A 15522-nucleotide genomic window follows, 5' to 3' on the forward strand; every position below is an offset into this window, starting at 1 on the left:
AAAGACACAAAGACAGAGAGACGAGATGAAACCCCTCGACCCCGGGCCGTTCTTCGACGTCCTGGCCGACCGCGGCACCGGGACCCTGGTCCACCTGAGCCGACCACTGGACATCGCCACCGACGCCACCGATGCCGCCGACGCCCGGACGACCTACGACATCGAGGTCCTCGCCGGTCTCGTGGCGGAAGCCGCGGGGTGGCTTGCCGGGCTGGGCGTCGGGCCGGGCGACCGGGTCGCCGTGATCAAACCCAACCACTGGGACTACGTCCTGCTCGCCTGTGCCGCCGCCCGCCTCGGCGCGGTGCCCGCGCTGATCTCCGGCCGCCTCCCGGCCGAGACACAACAAGTGCTGCTGAAGCGTCTCGAGGCAACAGTCCTGGTCACCACCTCGGACACACTGGCGGCCGCCCGCGAGGCGGAGACCGACCTGACGGCCTTCGTCCGCCGCACCCTGGTGCTCGACGGCCCGGCACCCGGTGCCGTCGACCTGGCGGACGTGCGCGGTCACCGGCCGCCACCGCCGGTGCGGCGCCCCGACGGCGTGCCGCTGGCCATCATGCACACATCGGGCACCACCGGGGTTCCCAAGCTGGTCAGCCACACCGCCACGACCCTGATCCGCCGGATCGCCGCGGCCGAGGCACGGCGGTGGCCGGTGGTGTCCAGCCGGCGCGACGACACCGTCGCCCAGGCGACGTCGTACGCCCACGGGCGGGGTCTCGCCTGGACGCTCAGCGTGTTCTGGCTGGCCCCGCGCGAGGTGGTGATCCTGGACCGCTTCGAGCCGCAACACGTCGAACCCGTCCTGCGCGCCCATCCGCCGACCGCACTGGAAGCGACTCCATCGGCCTTCGTGCGCTGGCAGTCACTCGCGGCGGCACCGGACAACCCGTTCCGCGACGTGCGGCTGTTCATCAACACCTTCGACGCGATCCATCCGCCCACGGTCCGCACGTTCCTCGCCGCCACACGACGCCGCCTGCCGCTGTGGGTGCAGGTCTGGGGGCAGTCCGAGACCGGGCCGCTCACCTTCCGGTGCCTCACCCGAAGGTCGGTGCGCGCGTCCGGGCAGCGCCACCCCACCACCCGCGACCTGGGCCGGCCGGTACCCGGCAAGGCGAGGCTGCGGGTGGTGGATCCGGAGACCCTCCAGCCGGTCCGGCGTGGCCGTCCCGGTCTGGTGCTGGCCCGAACCCGGGCACTGTGCGCCGGGTACGTCGGTGAACCGGAGCGGCTGCGGGCCAAGTCGGCCGACGGCTGGTTCGCCACCGGGGACCTGGGCGTCATGACCCCTTCCGGTCGGCTGCTCCTGCTCGACCGCGAGGTGGACACGGTCCCCGGCGGCAGCTGCGTGGAGCTCGAGGACGTGATCCACGACAGGCTCCCGGACGTCGTCGAAGCGGTGGTGCTCGGCCGTGCGAGCGGGCTGCCGCTGCCGGTGCTGGTGACCCGGGACGGCACGGTCGACCGCGCCGCGTGGCGTCGGGCCGTGGCCGACCTGCCGCCGCTCGGCGAGCCGGCGCTCCTGCCCGCGGATCAGCTCCCGCTCACCGCGACGGGCAAGGTCCGCCGACAGGAGCTGCGGGACCGGTTCCTCGACGGCGCGCCGCCCCACGGGACCGGCCGCTGGACCTGAGGGTCTGCGTCTGAGCCCGAGGGGAGCCCGAACCACTCGGGGCTCCGCACATCCGTATCGAGGCCCAACGGAGGGACGAGTCACCGATGGCCGAGACAGATGTCGACATCGCCGTGGTGGGGGCCGGGATCTCCGGCCTTGCCACCGCCTACCAGCTGGCCGCGACCGGCAGGTCGGTGCGGGTGTTCGAAGCGCGCAGCCGGGTGGGCGGACGGATGGTCAGCCGGCGCCACAGCGGCTACGTCCTGGACGAGGGCGCGGAACACATCGCGACCCGTGGCTACGACAGCAGCTGGCAGCTGGTCCGGGCGGTCGGCCTCGCCGAGGACGCCGTCGTCCCCGTCGGCGGCCGGATCGCCGTCTGGCGCGACGGCCGTGCCCACACCAACCTCGGCCACCCGGCGGGGCTGTTGACCGGAGCCGGGATGTCGTGGCCCGGCCGGCTGGCGTGGCTGCGGTTCACCGCGACGCTCGTTCGGCACAGGAACGGCTTCGATCAGGACCGCCCGGAGGCGACGCCGCTGGGGAGCGTGACCATCGAGGAACACGCCCGCCGGTATCACCGCGACCTGTACGACTGCCTGTTGCAGCCGATGGCCTCCGGTTTCTTCGGCTGGCGGCCCGAGCGCTCGGCGATCGGGCCGATGGCCTCGCTCCTGCTCGCCGTCGGTGGCGCCGGGGCGCGCTGGGTGGCGTACCGCAACGGCATGGACACGCTGGCCAGGGCGCTGGCCGACCGGTTGGACGTCGTCACCGGCAACGGCGTCGTCGCCGTCAAGCCAGGACCGCGTGCGGTACGCATCGGCCTGGCCGACGGCGAGACGGTGACCGCCAGGTACGCCGTGCTGGCCGTGCCGGCGCCGGTGGCGCTCACGCTCCATGCCGACCTGCCGGACGACGAGCGTCCCTACCTGGCGGCGAGCACCTACAGCCCGATGCTCAAGGTGCTGTGCCTGCTGGACCGCCCGCTGCCCAGCCCGACCCGTCGGCCGTCCTACGCCCTGGAGGTCCCGGCCGCGGACGACGGGGTGTTCGCGGGGGCCATCCTCGATCACATCAAGGCACCTGACCGGGTGCCGCCGGGGCGTGGCCTGATCAGCCTGTTCGCTTCGCCGTACGCGTCCCCGGACCTGCTTGAGCGGTCCGACGACGAGGTCGTGTCCGCGGTCAGCGCGCACGCCGAGCGGTATCTGCCGGGCCTGACCGAGGCGACGCACACAGCGTTCGTGGTGCGCTGGCCGATGGGCCTGCCGGAGGCGACACCGGCCGCGCTGCGCCTGCGACGGGCGTTTCTGGCGCGCCCCGTGCGCCGTGTCGACTACGCCGGTGACTGGGTGATGCTCCGGCCCAACAGCGAGGCCGCCGTCCGCTCGGCGGGGATCGCCGCGCGCCGCGTCCTCATGGCCGATGCGGGATGACCGGGATGACCGGGACACGGCGAGCAAGGCGGTCGGGCCAGGGAGGTCGACGCACGGCAGGGCTGGGAGGCCGAGGAGCGGGCGTTTAGATATCTCCGTCTTCTCCTGCTCCGAGCCGCCGCACTACGTCTCCTTCGAACCTGCCGGGTAGGGTCTCGCGAGCGTGATCGTATGTCTGAGCGAGTGGAGGGGTGGGGGAGTCGTGAGCGAATCCGTGTCAGTCGGAGGCGACTTCAAGGAGCTGGGGCCCGAACGTGGTGGCGAGCTGGCCGCCCGCTGGTGGCAGTGGGCGCTGTCCGCGCCCGACGACCGTAGCCCTGTCCGGGATCAGACGGGGGAGTTCGCGGGCTGGCGCCAGCCGGACGATGTCTGGTTCCTGGCCGGTACCTACGGCGGTCGCGTGGTGCGACGCTGTTCGATGCCTTCGGGACGGCCGGTCTTCTTCCCGGTGTTCAACACGCAGCGGCCACTGACGCTGACATCTCGCGAGCCGATGGTGATGGAGGTAGCCGAGGCCGAGGCGTGCCTGAACGGAGCTCCTCTGCCGATGCAGGAGTTCACGTCGAAGCCCTTCCGCGCGGCGCTGCGGCGGCGCATCGCCTGGGGGCTTTGGTGTGCGTTCGATCCATTGCCCGCCGGCCACTACGTGGTCGAGATCAAGGCGCGTACCACCGGGGGTTTCTGGGTGGACACGACGTACCACCTCGATGTCGTCGACAGCTGAGTGGGGACACCGCGACTGATGGGGGTCAGGGACATGGCGCCTTGAGCCCGCTCTGTTGCTGTCGGTCTGCAGGCCTGACATCGCCGGCGCCGGCACGGCCAGGGCTGACCGCGTGATGAGTGCCACACGCTCGCCCCGGAACCCAGCCCGCTGCCGCCCCGACTTCTGAACCGACCCGCGGCGTACAGCGCGAATCAGGAGACCGGTGATGGGTGATGGGTGAGGGAAGAGGCCCGACTGGCATCCTCCTCCGGCGGTCCAGTCGGCGTCGGCTCACCGACGCCCTGTTCGCCGCGCTCGCGCCCGTCGCAGCTTGCGGCGTCGTCCTCGGGGGGCTGGCCGTCTGGGTCGGGTCCGGGAACGCGGGCAGGCCGGCGCGGGTGGAGGTGGCTGGTGCCGGGCGGGTGTTGTTGCCGTACGGGGATACGCGGGACACCGCCGCGTTCTTCCGGATCTCCAACCCCGGAGACGTGGACGACCGGTTGGTCGGTGTCACCTCGGCGTCCGGTGCGGGCGGTGACGTCGAGCTCTCGCGGCACCGCAGCGCGGGCGGGTCGGCGGCGTACCGGGAGGCCGTGGGGTCGGCCGTGGTGCCGGCCCGCGAGACCCTCACCATGTCCCCGCACGGTCTGGCCGTGACGCTGCGCGCCGGAGAGGGCTGGCGCGCGGGCGATCGTGTGCCGTTCACTCTGGACTTCCGGCGCAGTGGGCGGATCGAGGTCGTGGCGGTCGTGGTCCGGCCGGGAGAGGGCTCGCTGTGAGCGATGTCCGTACTCCACCGTGACACCAGGGCCCGGATGCGACGATGACGCCGGCATGACCGTCGGCTGGTGTTCTCGCATGCTGCGGGCCGCGGTGTTCGCGGCCGTCTGCGTGCTGCTCGCCGCCCTGGGGCACGTGCTGATGTCCGGCAGCCGGGTGACCTGGTGGGTCCTGACCGCCGGTGCCGCCGCGACCGGCGCCGTGGGCTGGTGCCTGGCCGGCCGGGAACGCGGACTCCCGCTGATCGTGCCGTTCGTGGTCCTGGACGGTCCGGGGACGGCGGAGGAGGTCCGTAGGTCCATCCAGGTCCATCCAGTACGACGACCGGGCGGCCGTCAGCTGACCGCCTTCTCCGGCAGCAGGTCCAGGGCGAGCGGCTTGGCACCGTAGGTGATGCGTACCACGCCGTCGGGGTGGCGGCCCGCCGTGGCGGTCACCCCGAAGACGTCGCGCAGGAGGTCGGGAGTCAGGACGTCCAGAACGGGCCCCGCCGCGACCACCTCTCCGCGGTGCAGGGCGACGAGGTGGTCGCACAGTCGGGCCGCCAGGTCGAGGTCGTGCAGGACGGCGAGGGTGGTGATGCCCGTGGAGCGGATGAGGTCGAGGAGTTCGAAGCGGGCGCGGATGTCGAGGTGGTTGGTGAGCTCGTCGAGGACGAGGAGCCGGGGGCGCTGGGCGAGCGCGCGGGCCAGCAGTACGCGCTGACGTTCGCCGCCGGACAGGGACGTGAAGTCCCGGTCGGCCAGCGGGCGGGCGCCGCACTGGTCCAGGGCCTCCTCGACGGCCTCGTGGTCGTCGGCCCCGTCGCGGCCGAGGAGGCCGTGATGCGGCGTACGGCCGAGGGCGACGATCTCGGTGACGCACAGCCCGGTCGGACTGCCGCCCGAGTCCTGGAGGACCGCGGCGGTACGCCGGGCGGCGTCGCGCGCGGACAGGGCCCATACGTCGTCGCCGTCGACGCGCACCACGCCCTGCTGCGGGCGGAGTGAGCGGTAGACGGTGCGCAGCAGCGTGGACTTGCCGCTGCCGTTGGGGCCGACCAGGCCGACGATGTCGCCCGGCCGGGCCTCCAGAGTCACGTCGCGCAGGATCGGGTTGCGGTCGAGGGTGATGTGGAGCTGTTCCACGGTGAGTTTCATAAGGAGTCCAGGCTCTTGTTGCGGCGGAGCAGCCACAGGAAGAAGGGCGCGCCGAACAGGGCGGTGAGGATGCCGAGGGGCAGCTCGTTGGGGCGGTTGACGGTACGGGAGAGCAGGTCGACGACGACCAGGTAGATGGCGCCGACCAGGGCGGCCTGGGGGAGCAGACGGCGGTGGTCGGCGCCGGTCGCGAGGCGCACCAGGTGGGGGATCATCAGGCCGACGAAGCCGATCCCGCCGGCCACGGCGATGACCGTGCCGGTGAGCAGCGAGGCCAGGACCAGCAGCAGGGCGCGCAGCCGGTGCACGTCGACGCCGAGGGCGGTGGCGGACTCGTCGCCGGCGAGCAGGGCGTTGAGGCGCCGGCCGAACAGCGCCAGGGCGACGGTGGCGGTGAGGACGACGACGCTGACCAGCGGGAGCTGTCCCCACTGGGCTCCGGCGACGCTGCCCAGCATCCAGAACATCACGGTGCGCAGCTCGGTCGGGGTGGCCCTCAGCTGTAGATAGCTGGTCGCCGCCAGGAAGAGGTAGCCCACGGCGACGCCGGAGAGGACCAGTCGGGTGGGGGCCAGCCGTCCGCCCCGCCGGCCGAGGAGGAAGACCAGGACCACCGCGACGACCGCGCCGGCGAACGCCGCCGAGGACACCCCGAGTCCGCCGAGGGCGCCGCTGGTGAGGGTGATGACGAGCACGGCGCCGAGGGAGGCGCCGGAGGAGACGCCCAGGACGTACGGGTCGGCCAGCGGATTGGCCACGACCGCCTGCAGGACCACCCCGGAGACCGCCAGGCCCGCGCCGACCAGCGCGGCCAGGACGACGCGCGGGGTGCGGAAGTTCCAGACGATCTGGTCCAGGGCCGGGTCGGCGGTCGCGCCGCCGCCCCCTAGATGGTGGAGGACGATCCCCCAGACGTCGCCCAGGGGGATGGTGACCGCACCGATGCTGACCGCCACCATCATGACGGCGACGAGCACGACCGTGAGCGCCACCAGGACGACGAGCGCGGGGTTCAGCCGCCTGTTGCGTTGCGGGCGGCTCAGAACGCGTCGGGGTGCAGCATCCTCGCGATCCGGTCCACCGCCAGGTCGTTGCTGGGGCCGAGGTAGATCGAGTCGGACAGCACGGTGTAACGGTTGGTCTTCGCGGCCGGCCACTGGGGGAACTCCTTGAGCAGTTTGCGGGCGTACGCCGCGGGGTTGGGGTCGTTGTAGCTGATGACCACGAGGGCGTCGACCGGCTCGGCGGCGACCGTCTCCTTGCTGAGGTCGGCGAAGGAGGTCTTCGAGGCCGAGGCGAAGGCGTTGCGGCCGCCGGCCCGCTCCAGGACGTCGTTCCAGATGCCGTGGGCCGCGACGGAGCTGAAGTCGTTGCCGCCCATCGACATGTTGGAGAAGACCACCATCACGTTGGGCGTCTTCTCGCCCTCGACCTTGGCGGACACCTCGCTGATCTTCCTCTTCGACTCCGCGACGATCCGCTCGGCGCGGTCGCTGACGTGGAAGATCTTCCCCAGGTCGCGCAGCAGGGAGTAGCTGTCCTCGACGGTCATGCGGGAGGTGTCCTGGTCGCAGCCCTGCGGGGAGACGTAGCTGTTGGCGTTGACCGATTCGAGTTCGTCGCGGGTGGCGAAGCCGTTCTTCGAGTCGAAGCCGTACGAGGTGGTGGACAGGACGAGGTCGGGGCTCAGGCCCAGCATCGCCTCGCGGGGGATGTCGTAGGCGTCGTTGAGTTGGATGTTCCCGTCGGGCAGTGCCTTGATGGCCTTGGCGCGGCCGTCGACCTCGGACATCCCGTACGACTGAACGTTGGCGACGATGCGGTCCTCGAGGCCGAGGGCCAGCAGCGCGGAGACCTCGGCGACGGAGGCGCCGTTCATGACGACGACCCGGCTGGGCGCCCTGGTGTACGTGGTGGTCTGCCCGCAGTTCTCGATGGTCACCGGGTAACCGGGCGCGGTCCCCTCCGCCGCGGTCTGTGCCGTCGGGGAGGACGAGGCTCCGCAGGCCGCGGTGGCCAGACAGAGCGCTCCGGCCAGGGCGACGGCGGCGGGCCGTTTCGTCAGCATGCGGACTCCTCCGGGATTGGGGGGGGGTGGGCGGACTCCGCATCAGTAGTCGTGGCGAAGTCCGCCCGGGTTCCCGGGGGTTCACGCACCTCGCGTGGCCGGCGCCGGCAGGGTCCCGGTCTTGACGCAGTGGTCGAGGTAGCGGAACACCAGGGCGCGGTCGGCGAGGGGGCAGGAGATGCCGGTGCCTTCGAGGCCGCGCAGGACGTTGTCGGCCCGCACCCGGCCCAGTCCGAGGTCGGTGTCGCCGCCCTCGGCGCTGTCGGTCCAGGAGTCGAAGAACGCGCCGGTCGTCGCGGCCACGTCGGCGGAGCGGGGCAGTTCCGCCCGCCACCGGGACAGCGGAAGCCGCTTCACCCCGTAGCCGTACTCCTGGACCCAGTCATAGAGGTCGGCCAGCCGGACGGGCGGTACCGGGGCGTGGTTGAAGACCGTGCCCGGTGCCGGAGCGGTCAGGGAGAGGCGGACGACGGCTCGGGCGACGTAGTCCACCGGTGTCCAGACCTCCGCGTCGAACAGGTCGGGCAGGATGCCGGCGGGGATGCCCGACTGGAGCACGCTCCACAGGAAGTCTTTCTCGTTGACGTAGCCGGTGTCCGGCGCGCCGACGACCCGGCCCAGCCGGTGCAGTGTGACCGGCAGCCCGCGCTCGGCGGCCTGCTCCAGCAGCCGTTCGGAGGCCCACTTGGACTGCTGGTAGCCGTAGACCAGCCCGGGGTGCGGCGGCAGGAACGCCTCCGGTACTTCGGGGGCCCGGCCGCGGGGCGGGGCGGTGGACAGGGTGGAGACCAGGTGGACCGGGACCGAGCGGGGCACCGCCATGCGCAGCAGCTCGCGGGTGGACTCGGTGTTGGCGCCGCGCAGGCTGGCGTAGTCGCGCATGATGCTGACCGTCGCGGCGTTGTGGAGGATCGCGTCACAGGTCTCGGCCAGTTCCGTGAACCGGGCCTCCCCGAGCCCGAGTCGGGGCTTGGCGAGGTCGGCGGGGAGGGCGGTGACGCGCCGCTGGTCGGCGGGGAGCGCGAGCTGCTGGTCGGTCAGGGCCCGGTGGACGCGCTCGGCGGCCTCGGCCGGGCTCGCCGCGCGGACCGGGCAGACGATCTCGGCGTCGGTGGTGGCCAGGAGTTCGGCCAGCAGGTGGGAGCCGACGAACCCGGTGGCGCCGGTGAGCAGGACCCGGCGCGGTGCGTTGCGGGTGCCGGCGACCGGGGCGGCGGGCGCGATGTCCTTGTCCAGTACGGCGTCGGCGAGGACCGCCTCCGGCAAACCGGGCGGCGTGGTCGTCGGCGCCTTCTCGCGGGCCTCCAGGTGGCGCGCGAGTCCGGCCGCCGTCGGATGCTGGAAGAGCCAGGCCACGCGTACCTCCCGGGCCAGCTCCACGCCGAGCCGGTTGGCGACCTGGATGGCCTGCAGCGACTGGGCTCCCAGGTCGAACACGTCGTCGTGGGGCGCGATGTGCTCGGCGCCCAGGATCTGCTCCCAGATGGCCGTGATGGCCCGCTCCAGCGAACTGCCGGTCTCCGGGGCCGAGCTGGACACGCTGTCCCCGGCGCTCTCCCCGGCGGCCTCCCCGACCGTGCCGAGCGCGTTCCGGTCGATCTTCCCGGAGCCGGTGCGGGGCAGCCGCTCCAGGAACTCCACGGCGGACGGCACGATCGCCGCCGGCAGCATCGCCCGCAGATGCTCCCGGACCTGCGCCGCCGTCGGCGCCGGGTCGGCGGGGACGACGTACGCCGCCAGCCTCCGCGTCCCGTCGGGCAGCACCTGACCGACCGCGGCGGCCTCGCGGACCCGCGGATGGGTGAGGAGTACGGTCTCGACCTCGGCCGGCTGCACCCGATGCCCGCTGATCTTGAACTCGTCGTCGGCCCGTCCCACGAACCGCAGCTGCCCGTCGTCGCCGAGCCGCACGAGGTCGCCCGTGCGATAGCCGCGGGGACTGCCGGGCAGCTGCCCGAGCGGGGCGAACCGCGCCTCGTCCTGCGGCCGTTCGCCCCGGTAGCCGAGGGCCAGCGCGTCGCCGACGAGGTACAGCTCACCGCCGAGGACGGCGGCCCGCATGCCGGGCAGCGGCACCCCGATCGGTACGTCGCCGGGGGCGAGCCCGGGGTCGTGGAGGTCGGCGACGGTGGCGACGACGGTGGCCTCGGTCGGGCCGTAGGTGTTGAACAGCCGCACCGAGGAGCCGACCGACTCCCGCCAGCGGCCGACGCGTTCGGGCAGTGCGGCCTCGCCCCCGATGATGACGGTGCGCACCCCGGCGGGCAGGGCGGCGGCGCCGGTCGAGACGGCGAAGGCGAGTTCGTGCCAGTAGGCGGTGGGCAGGTCCAGCACGCTGATCCGCAGCCGGTCGCACGCGGCCAGGAGCCCGGGCACCGACTCGGTCATGTCGTCGGTGCGCACGACGAGCGTCGCGCCGGTGCAGAGGGTCAGGAAGATCTCCTCGACACTGGCGTCGAAGTGCAGCGGCGCGAACTGCAGGACCCGGTCCTCGCGGTCCAGCCCGTAGCGGTACGCCGCGCCCGCGACGAAGGTGGCGAGCGCGCCGTGGCTGATCCGGACGCCCTTGGGCCGGCCGGTGGAGCCGGAGGTGTAGATGACGTACGCCGGATCGTCCGGACCTGTGGTGGCCGGAGCCGCCGCCCGGTCACCGGCGTCCGGGGCGGCGTCGAGCAGCAGGACGGCACGGTCCTGGAAGCGGGCGGCGTGGGCGCCGTGGGTGAGGACGAGGGCCGGGTCCGCGTCCGTCAGGAGCGCCGCCGTACGGGACTCGGGCGCGCCCGGGTCGAGCGGGCAGTACGCGGCGCCGGAGAGCAGGACGCCGAGGATCGCGGTGATGGCGTCGATGCCGCGCGGCAGGGCGACGGCGACGAGGGTGCCCGGGCCGGCGCCACGGGCCGCGAGCCGGCGCGCGAGGTGGCGTGCGGCGCCGAACAGCTCGGCGTAGGTGATGCTCCGGCCGTCGTGTTCGACGGCGGTGGCGCCGCCGCGCCGGGCGGCGTGGTCGGCGATCAGGCTCAGCACCGGCCGGGCCGGACCGGGCAGCGGCCCGCCGTCGAGCACGGTGCCGGACCGCTGACCGCCGAGCACCCGGGCCGGGTCGGCGACCGCCTCGCGCAGCAGGTCCAGCAGGCCCCGCTGGTGTGCGGCCAGGTCGCTCTCGGCGTAGAGCTGCGGGTTGGCGTCGACGGCGATGCGCAGGCCCGCGCCCTCGGCACGGTCGTACACGTTGACCGCCAGGTCGTCGACGGGCCCCGCGGACACGTTGTGGACGGTGCTGCGGTGTCCGGCGAAGCGCAGGTCGTACTCGAACGGCATGATGTTGACGCCGGGCCCGGACAGTCTGCGCCGGCCGCCGACCAGCTTCAGATCGCGCCGCAACCGCTCGTAGCGGTACCGCTGGTGCGGCAGCCCCGCCCGCAGCTCGCCGGCCACCCGCGCCGCCAGGTCCCGCAGGCTGTCCTGCTCGTCGACGGCGACGCGCAGCGGCAGGATGTTCCGCACCATGCTCGGCACTCGCAGCGACACCGAGCCGAGGCGGCCCATCGCGGGCAGGCTGAGGACGATCTCCGGCGCCCCGGTCGAGCGGTGCAGATACGCCGCCGTGACGGCCAGCACCACATCGGACCAGGACACCGAGAGCTCGCGCGCGACGGATCGCAGCGCCTCCGTGTCGGCCGCGTCGAGGTCCGTGACGTGGCGCAGGAAGTCCCGCGCCGGGAGTGCCTGGCCCTCGGCGAGGGCGGCCACCGCCGGGCGGTCCGCGAACCGCCGGGTCCAGTACGCGCGGTCCTTGGCGAACCGGTCCGACTCCCGGTACGCGTGCTCCTCCCGCCGTACCGACTCCAGGGTGCCGAATCCGCTCTCGCCGGGCGGCACGCCCTCCACCAGGGCCGTGTAGACCTGCGCCACGCGCTGGGCGACCAGGGAGAGGCCGAAGCCGTCGAGGGCGATGTGGTGGACGCGGTGGTACCAGAGGTACTCCGCGGGGGCCGTGCGCAGCAGGGCGTGGCCGAAGACCGGGCCGCGTTCGAGGTCGACCGGGCGGGCCAGGTCGCGGGCCATCCAGTCGAGGGCGGCCTGCCGTGGGTCCGGGGCGGTGGTGAGGTCGGCGAGGTGCGGCTGCCAGTCGAGGCCGGGGGCGGACAGCTGCCAGGGCTGTCCGCGCTCGTCGGTGGTGAAGCGGACGTTCAGGGCCTCGACCTCGGCCACCGTGTGGCGCAGGGCCCGCTCGAAGGCGGCCTCGTCGACCGGGCCGTGGATGAGCACGTACTCGGCGGTGTTGTAGGCGGGGCTGTCCAGGTCGAGCTGCTGGCCGGTCCAGATGCCCTCCTGGGCGGCCAGCAGCGGGTGCCGCTCGCCGTGCGGGTCAGGCGTCGGCATGGGTGGCTCCCGACTGGCGTTCGGACAGCAGCTCCCACCACTGGGCGAACGAGGTGCGCTCGGCGAGCTCCAGGAAGCTCACCTCCGCGCCGGCTTCCCGCCACCGCGCGGCCAGGGTGGTGATGCGCAGCGAGTCCAGGCCCGCGTACAGGGGGTTCTCCTCGAGGTCGACCTCGTCGGGTTGCTGGTGCAGGAACTCCGCCAGGTCCGCACGGAAGCGTGCCGGCGTCAGGGGCTCGGGCATGTCGTCTCTCTCGGTAGCCGGGGTGATGGCCGCGTGCCGGTCAGTTGACCTTGCGTTCGGAGCCGTTCCAGAAGCGGTCGCGCAGTTCGCGGCGGAGGATCTTCCCGCTCGGGTTGCGCGGTACGTGGTCGATGAACTCGTAGCGGGCCGGCAGCTTGAAGGCGGCGAGCCGGTCGACGAGGAAGCGGTGCAGGTCCCGCGGCTTCGGCTGCTCCCCGGGGGCCGCTACGACGAAGGCGTGGACCAACTCCCCCCACTGCTCGTCGGGGGCGCCCACGATCACCGCCTCGGCCACACCGGGATGGCCCTCCAGCGCGTTCTCGATCTCGGCCGGGTACACGTTCTCGCCGGCGACGAGGATCGCGTCCTTGATGCGGTCGCGGATGAAGACGTAGCCGTCCTCGTCGACGTATCCGGCGTCCCCGGTGTGGATCCACCCGTCGACCAGGGTCTCGGCGGTCTTGTCGGGCAGGCCCCAGTACTCGACCATGTGCGCCGGGGTAGCCAGACAGACCTCGCCGACCGCGCCCGGCGGCAGCTCGCGGCCGTCGTCGTCGATCACCTTGCTGCGGACGCCGGGGTACGGGTGGCCCGCGGCCTGCATCCGGGGGTGGCCCGGAACGTGGTCGGCCGGGGGCAGGCAGACGGCGGTGTTGCCGGTCTCGGTGAGGCCGTAGATCTGCGCGAACTCGGCCCCGAACATGGCCAGGCTCTCCTCCAGCAGCGCCTCGGAGATGGGAGACCCGCCGTACACGATCTTGCGGAGGGTCGCGAAGTCGCTCGGCGTCGCGCCGGGTTCGCTGAGCATCATGCGCAGCATCGCGGGGACCACACAGGCGGTGGTGATGCCCAGGTCCCGGATGAGGCCGATCGCGTCGCGGGCCGCGAAGGCGCGCATCGCCACCACGGTCACACCGGCGTTGAAGTTCTGGGTGGCCCACCACAGACCGCCGACATGGAAGCCGGGGATGCCGACCAGGGCCGTGTCGCCGGTCCGCCAGTCGATCCAGTCGAGGCCTTCGCCGGCGAGGGCGTCACGGATGGCGAAGAAGCTGCGGTGGGCCAGGACGACGCCCTTGGGCAGACCGGTGGTGCCGCTGGTGTAGAGCTGGGCGACCGGGGTGCCGGGGTCGGCGGACAGCGCGGGGTCGGTGGCGGGCTGGGCCGCCTTCCAGGCCGGGTAGCCGTCGGCGGTGCCGAGCCGGACCACCGTCTTCGGGGGCGCGGTCGGCAGCCGGTCCAGGACCGGCGCGAAGTCCTCCTCCAGGAAGAGCAGTTCACTGCCGGAGTCCTGGAGGATGTGGCTGACCTCGGGCGCGGTCAGCCGCCAGTTGATGGGCACCAGAACGGTCCCGCTCTTGGCGCACCCGAAGAGGATCTCGTAGTAGTGCTCGGACTCCTTGCCCAGGTAGGCGACCCGGGCGCCGGGAGCCAGGCCGGCGGCGCGGATCGCGTGGGCGACGCGGTTGCTCTCCTGGTGCAGCTCCGCGTAGGTGAGGCCGCGTCCCTCGCAGAGAACGGCGGTGGCCTGCGGCCGGTGCTCGGCGTGGAAGCGTGCCGTGTCGAGAAGGGTCTTCAGTTCCGGGTGGTGCAGTCGGCTGCCGGGTTTCCGCGGGGCTGACAGTTCGGCCATGTTCGGGCCCTCCGTTCTCGGTGGTCCGACGGCGCGCCGCCGAAGGGGGCGGCGGCGCGCCGGGGGATCGGTTCTGCCTACGGGGCGTTGACGATGGCGAGCTTGACCTCGCCGTCGCAGCGGCCACCCGCGCTGTCCCAGTACCGGTAGGAGGTGTCGGCGACGATCAGCGGGCTTCCGCCGCCGGGGGAGCGCCGTTCCACCGACTGGAACTCGATCTCGCCCGAGAAGGAACGGGCGTTGATGGGCCGCCGGAAGCTGCCGGCGAACCGGGCGATGAGGATGTCCGGGAGCTGGTGCCGCCAGTAGTCGTCCAGCGTCCAGGACCTGAAGTCCTCGAGCAGGCCCTCCTTCACCGCCTTGGCGACGGTGTAATACATCATCTGGTTGTAGCTGATGTTGACTTCGACCGCGTTGAGATGCCCGGTGTCGTCGATGTAGCAGGACTCCGGGATGGCGAACTCGCAGCGTGCCGTCACCCGGTCGGACCGGGCGCTGACCGACGCGGACTTCAGGTACTTGCAGTTCGCCTTGTACGGCCTGAGCACCTGCGCCAGGAGTTCGTCGTCCGAGTCGAAGTGCAGGGCGGGCGCGTCGAGTTGGGCGGCCCGCGCGCTCATGCCGCGACCTCGTCGGAGAGCTTGCGCTCGTCGTGCACGGTCACCCGGAAGGAGACGGTGGGCTCGGGCGTGGTGGTGTGCCGGGCCCGGTGGATGAGGCTGCGGTTGTCCCAGACCAGCAGGTCGCCCTTCTCGAACTCCTGCAGGTGGATGCCCTCGTGCGCGAAGGTGTCGTCCAGCTGGCCGGTGGCCTCGAAGAGCTGGTGCAGCAGGTCCGTCTCCAGCGGCTTGCCGTCCTCGTCCTCGATGCCGACGGTGAAGCCCTCACTGATGTAGAGGATCGTTTCGCCGGTCATGGGGTGGGTGAAGGTGGTCGGCTTCACGACGGGCGGGGTCTTCGTCTCGACCTCCTCGATGATCTCGGAGATAGGCCGGTAGACGTCGTGCGGGCGGATCTTGAAGTACTTGCGCACCGAGTGCCGGCAGTACGTCCCCGCGGCCTCCTTCTTGAGCTCCTCGGGGAGCGCCTCGTAGGCCTTGCCCATGTCGATGAAGTAGGTGCCGCGGTTCTTCTCGGGGATGACCTGCGGGTGGATCAGGGTGAGGCCGAAGGGGTCGGGCATGAACTGGTAGTCGGCGTGCCAGAACTTGCCGGTCTTCGGCACGCCTATCTGCTTGCCGTCCTTCGGCACGTTCGAGGACACGAATATCTCCTCGACCTCCGGGTGCTTGTACATCGGCTCGTAGTAGGTCTCCGGGCGGCCCAGCAGCCTGCCGAGTTCCAGGAACTGCTGCGGCGTCAGGTCCTGGTGCTTCAGGACCGCGATCTTCTGCGTGTAGACCGTCTGCTTGAGCGTCTCGATGTCCGCCGGGGAGGCGCTGGCGTGGTCGAACCCCTCGACGGTGGCGCCGAGTGACTTGCCGGTCTGGGCCTTGATCTCCATGGTTCTCC

General features: G+C 72.3%; 12 protein-coding genes and 1 pseudogene. 5 read left to right on the forward strand and 8 right to left on the reverse strand.

Features of this window, described 5'->3' with window-relative positions; translation table 11 throughout:
• Positions 1–25: 25 nt before the first annotated feature.
• From AQJ91_RS30885 to AQJ91_RS50305, 5 genes and pseudogenes are all read left to right on the forward strand, one after another.
• Positions 26–1639, forward strand: a complete 1614-nt coding sequence (locus AQJ91_RS30885; RefSeq protein ID WP_067028077.1) for a class I adenylate-forming enzyme family protein — start codon at positions 26–28, stop codon at positions 1637–1639.
• An 86-nt stretch (positions 1640–1725) separates the two neighbouring features.
• On the forward strand, positions 1726–3057 hold the full coding sequence (locus tag AQJ91_RS30890) for a protoporphyrinogen/coproporphyrinogen oxidase (protein WP_067028078.1): 1332 nt from the start codon (positions 1726–1728) through the stop codon (positions 3055–3057).
• Between the two features lie 202 nt (positions 3058–3259).
• Positions 3260–3781 carry a hypothetical protein gene (locus AQJ91_RS30895; protein ID WP_199848065.1) on the forward strand — a complete coding sequence of 174 codons (522 nt, stop codon included), beginning with the start codon at positions 3260–3262 and terminating at the stop codon, positions 3779–3781.
• 215 nt (positions 3782–3996) lie between these two features.
• Positions 3997–4542, forward strand: a complete 546-nt coding sequence (locus tag AQJ91_RS30900) for a copper chaperone PCu(A)C (protein ID WP_067028079.1) — start codon at positions 3997–3999, stop codon at positions 4540–4542.
• Positions 4543–4597: 55 nt separating this feature from the next.
• Positions 4598–4804: pseudogene (locus AQJ91_RS50305) on the forward strand (hypothetical protein); the annotation flags it as partial.
• Positions 4805–4878: 74 nt separating this feature from the next.
• Here the strand turns inward: AQJ91_RS50305 and AQJ91_RS30910 are convergent.
• The 8 genes from AQJ91_RS30910 to scoE all read right to left on the reverse strand — a co-directional run bounded on the left by AQJ91_RS30910 (position 4879) and on the right by scoE (position 15514).
• Positions 4879–5682: an ABC transporter ATP-binding protein gene (locus AQJ91_RS30910; protein WP_067028083.1), complete on the reverse strand. Its 804-nt coding sequence runs from the start codon at positions 5680–5682 to the stop codon at positions 4879–4881.
• Entirely contained in the window at positions 5679–6644 is a 966-nt protein-coding gene (locus AQJ91_RS30915) for a FecCD family ABC transporter permease (RefSeq protein ID WP_067028287.1), read from the reverse strand. The genes AQJ91_RS30910 and AQJ91_RS30915 overlap by 4 nt, the downstream gene beginning before the upstream one ends.
• 77 nt (positions 6645–6721) lie before the next feature.
• Complete coding sequence (locus AQJ91_RS30920) at positions 6722–7750, reverse strand: ABC transporter substrate-binding protein (RefSeq protein ID WP_067028085.1); 1029 nt, start codon at positions 7748–7750, stop codon at positions 6722–6724.
• Between the two features lie 81 nt (positions 7751–7831).
• Positions 7832–12133: a non-ribosomal peptide synthetase gene (locus AQJ91_RS30925; protein ID WP_067028087.1), complete on the reverse strand. Its 4302-nt coding sequence runs from the start codon at positions 12131–12133 to the stop codon at positions 7832–7834.
• Positions 12120–12377: a phosphopantetheine-binding protein gene (locus AQJ91_RS30930; RefSeq protein WP_067028089.1), complete on the reverse strand. Its 258-nt coding sequence runs from the start codon at positions 12375–12377 to the stop codon at positions 12120–12122. The genes AQJ91_RS30925 and AQJ91_RS30930 overlap by 14 nt, the downstream gene beginning before the upstream one ends.
• 40 nt (positions 12378–12417) lie before the next feature.
• Complete coding sequence (locus tag AQJ91_RS30935) at positions 12418–14010, reverse strand: fatty acid--CoA ligase (RefSeq protein WP_079085319.1); 1593 nt, start codon at positions 14008–14010, stop codon at positions 12418–12420.
• A gap of 77 nt (positions 14011–14087) precedes the next feature.
• A complete protein-coding gene (scoD, locus tag AQJ91_RS30940) occupies positions 14088–14630 on the reverse strand; it encodes a (2E)-enoyl-ACP glycyltransferase (RefSeq protein WP_067028091.1) in 543 nt (180 codons plus the stop codon).
• Positions 14627–15514: a (3R)-3-[(carboxymethyl)amino]fatty acid oxygenase/decarboxylase gene (gene scoE, locus AQJ91_RS30945; protein ID WP_067028093.1), complete on the reverse strand. Its 888-nt coding sequence runs from the start codon at positions 15512–15514 to the stop codon at positions 14627–14629. The genes scoD and scoE overlap by 4 nt, the downstream gene beginning before the upstream one ends.
• Positions 15515–15522 lie beyond the last annotated feature (8 nt).

Source organism: Streptomyces dysideae (assembly GCF_001514305.1).
GTDB lineage: Bacteria > Actinomycetota > Actinomycetes > Streptomycetales > Streptomycetaceae > Streptomyces > Streptomyces dysideae.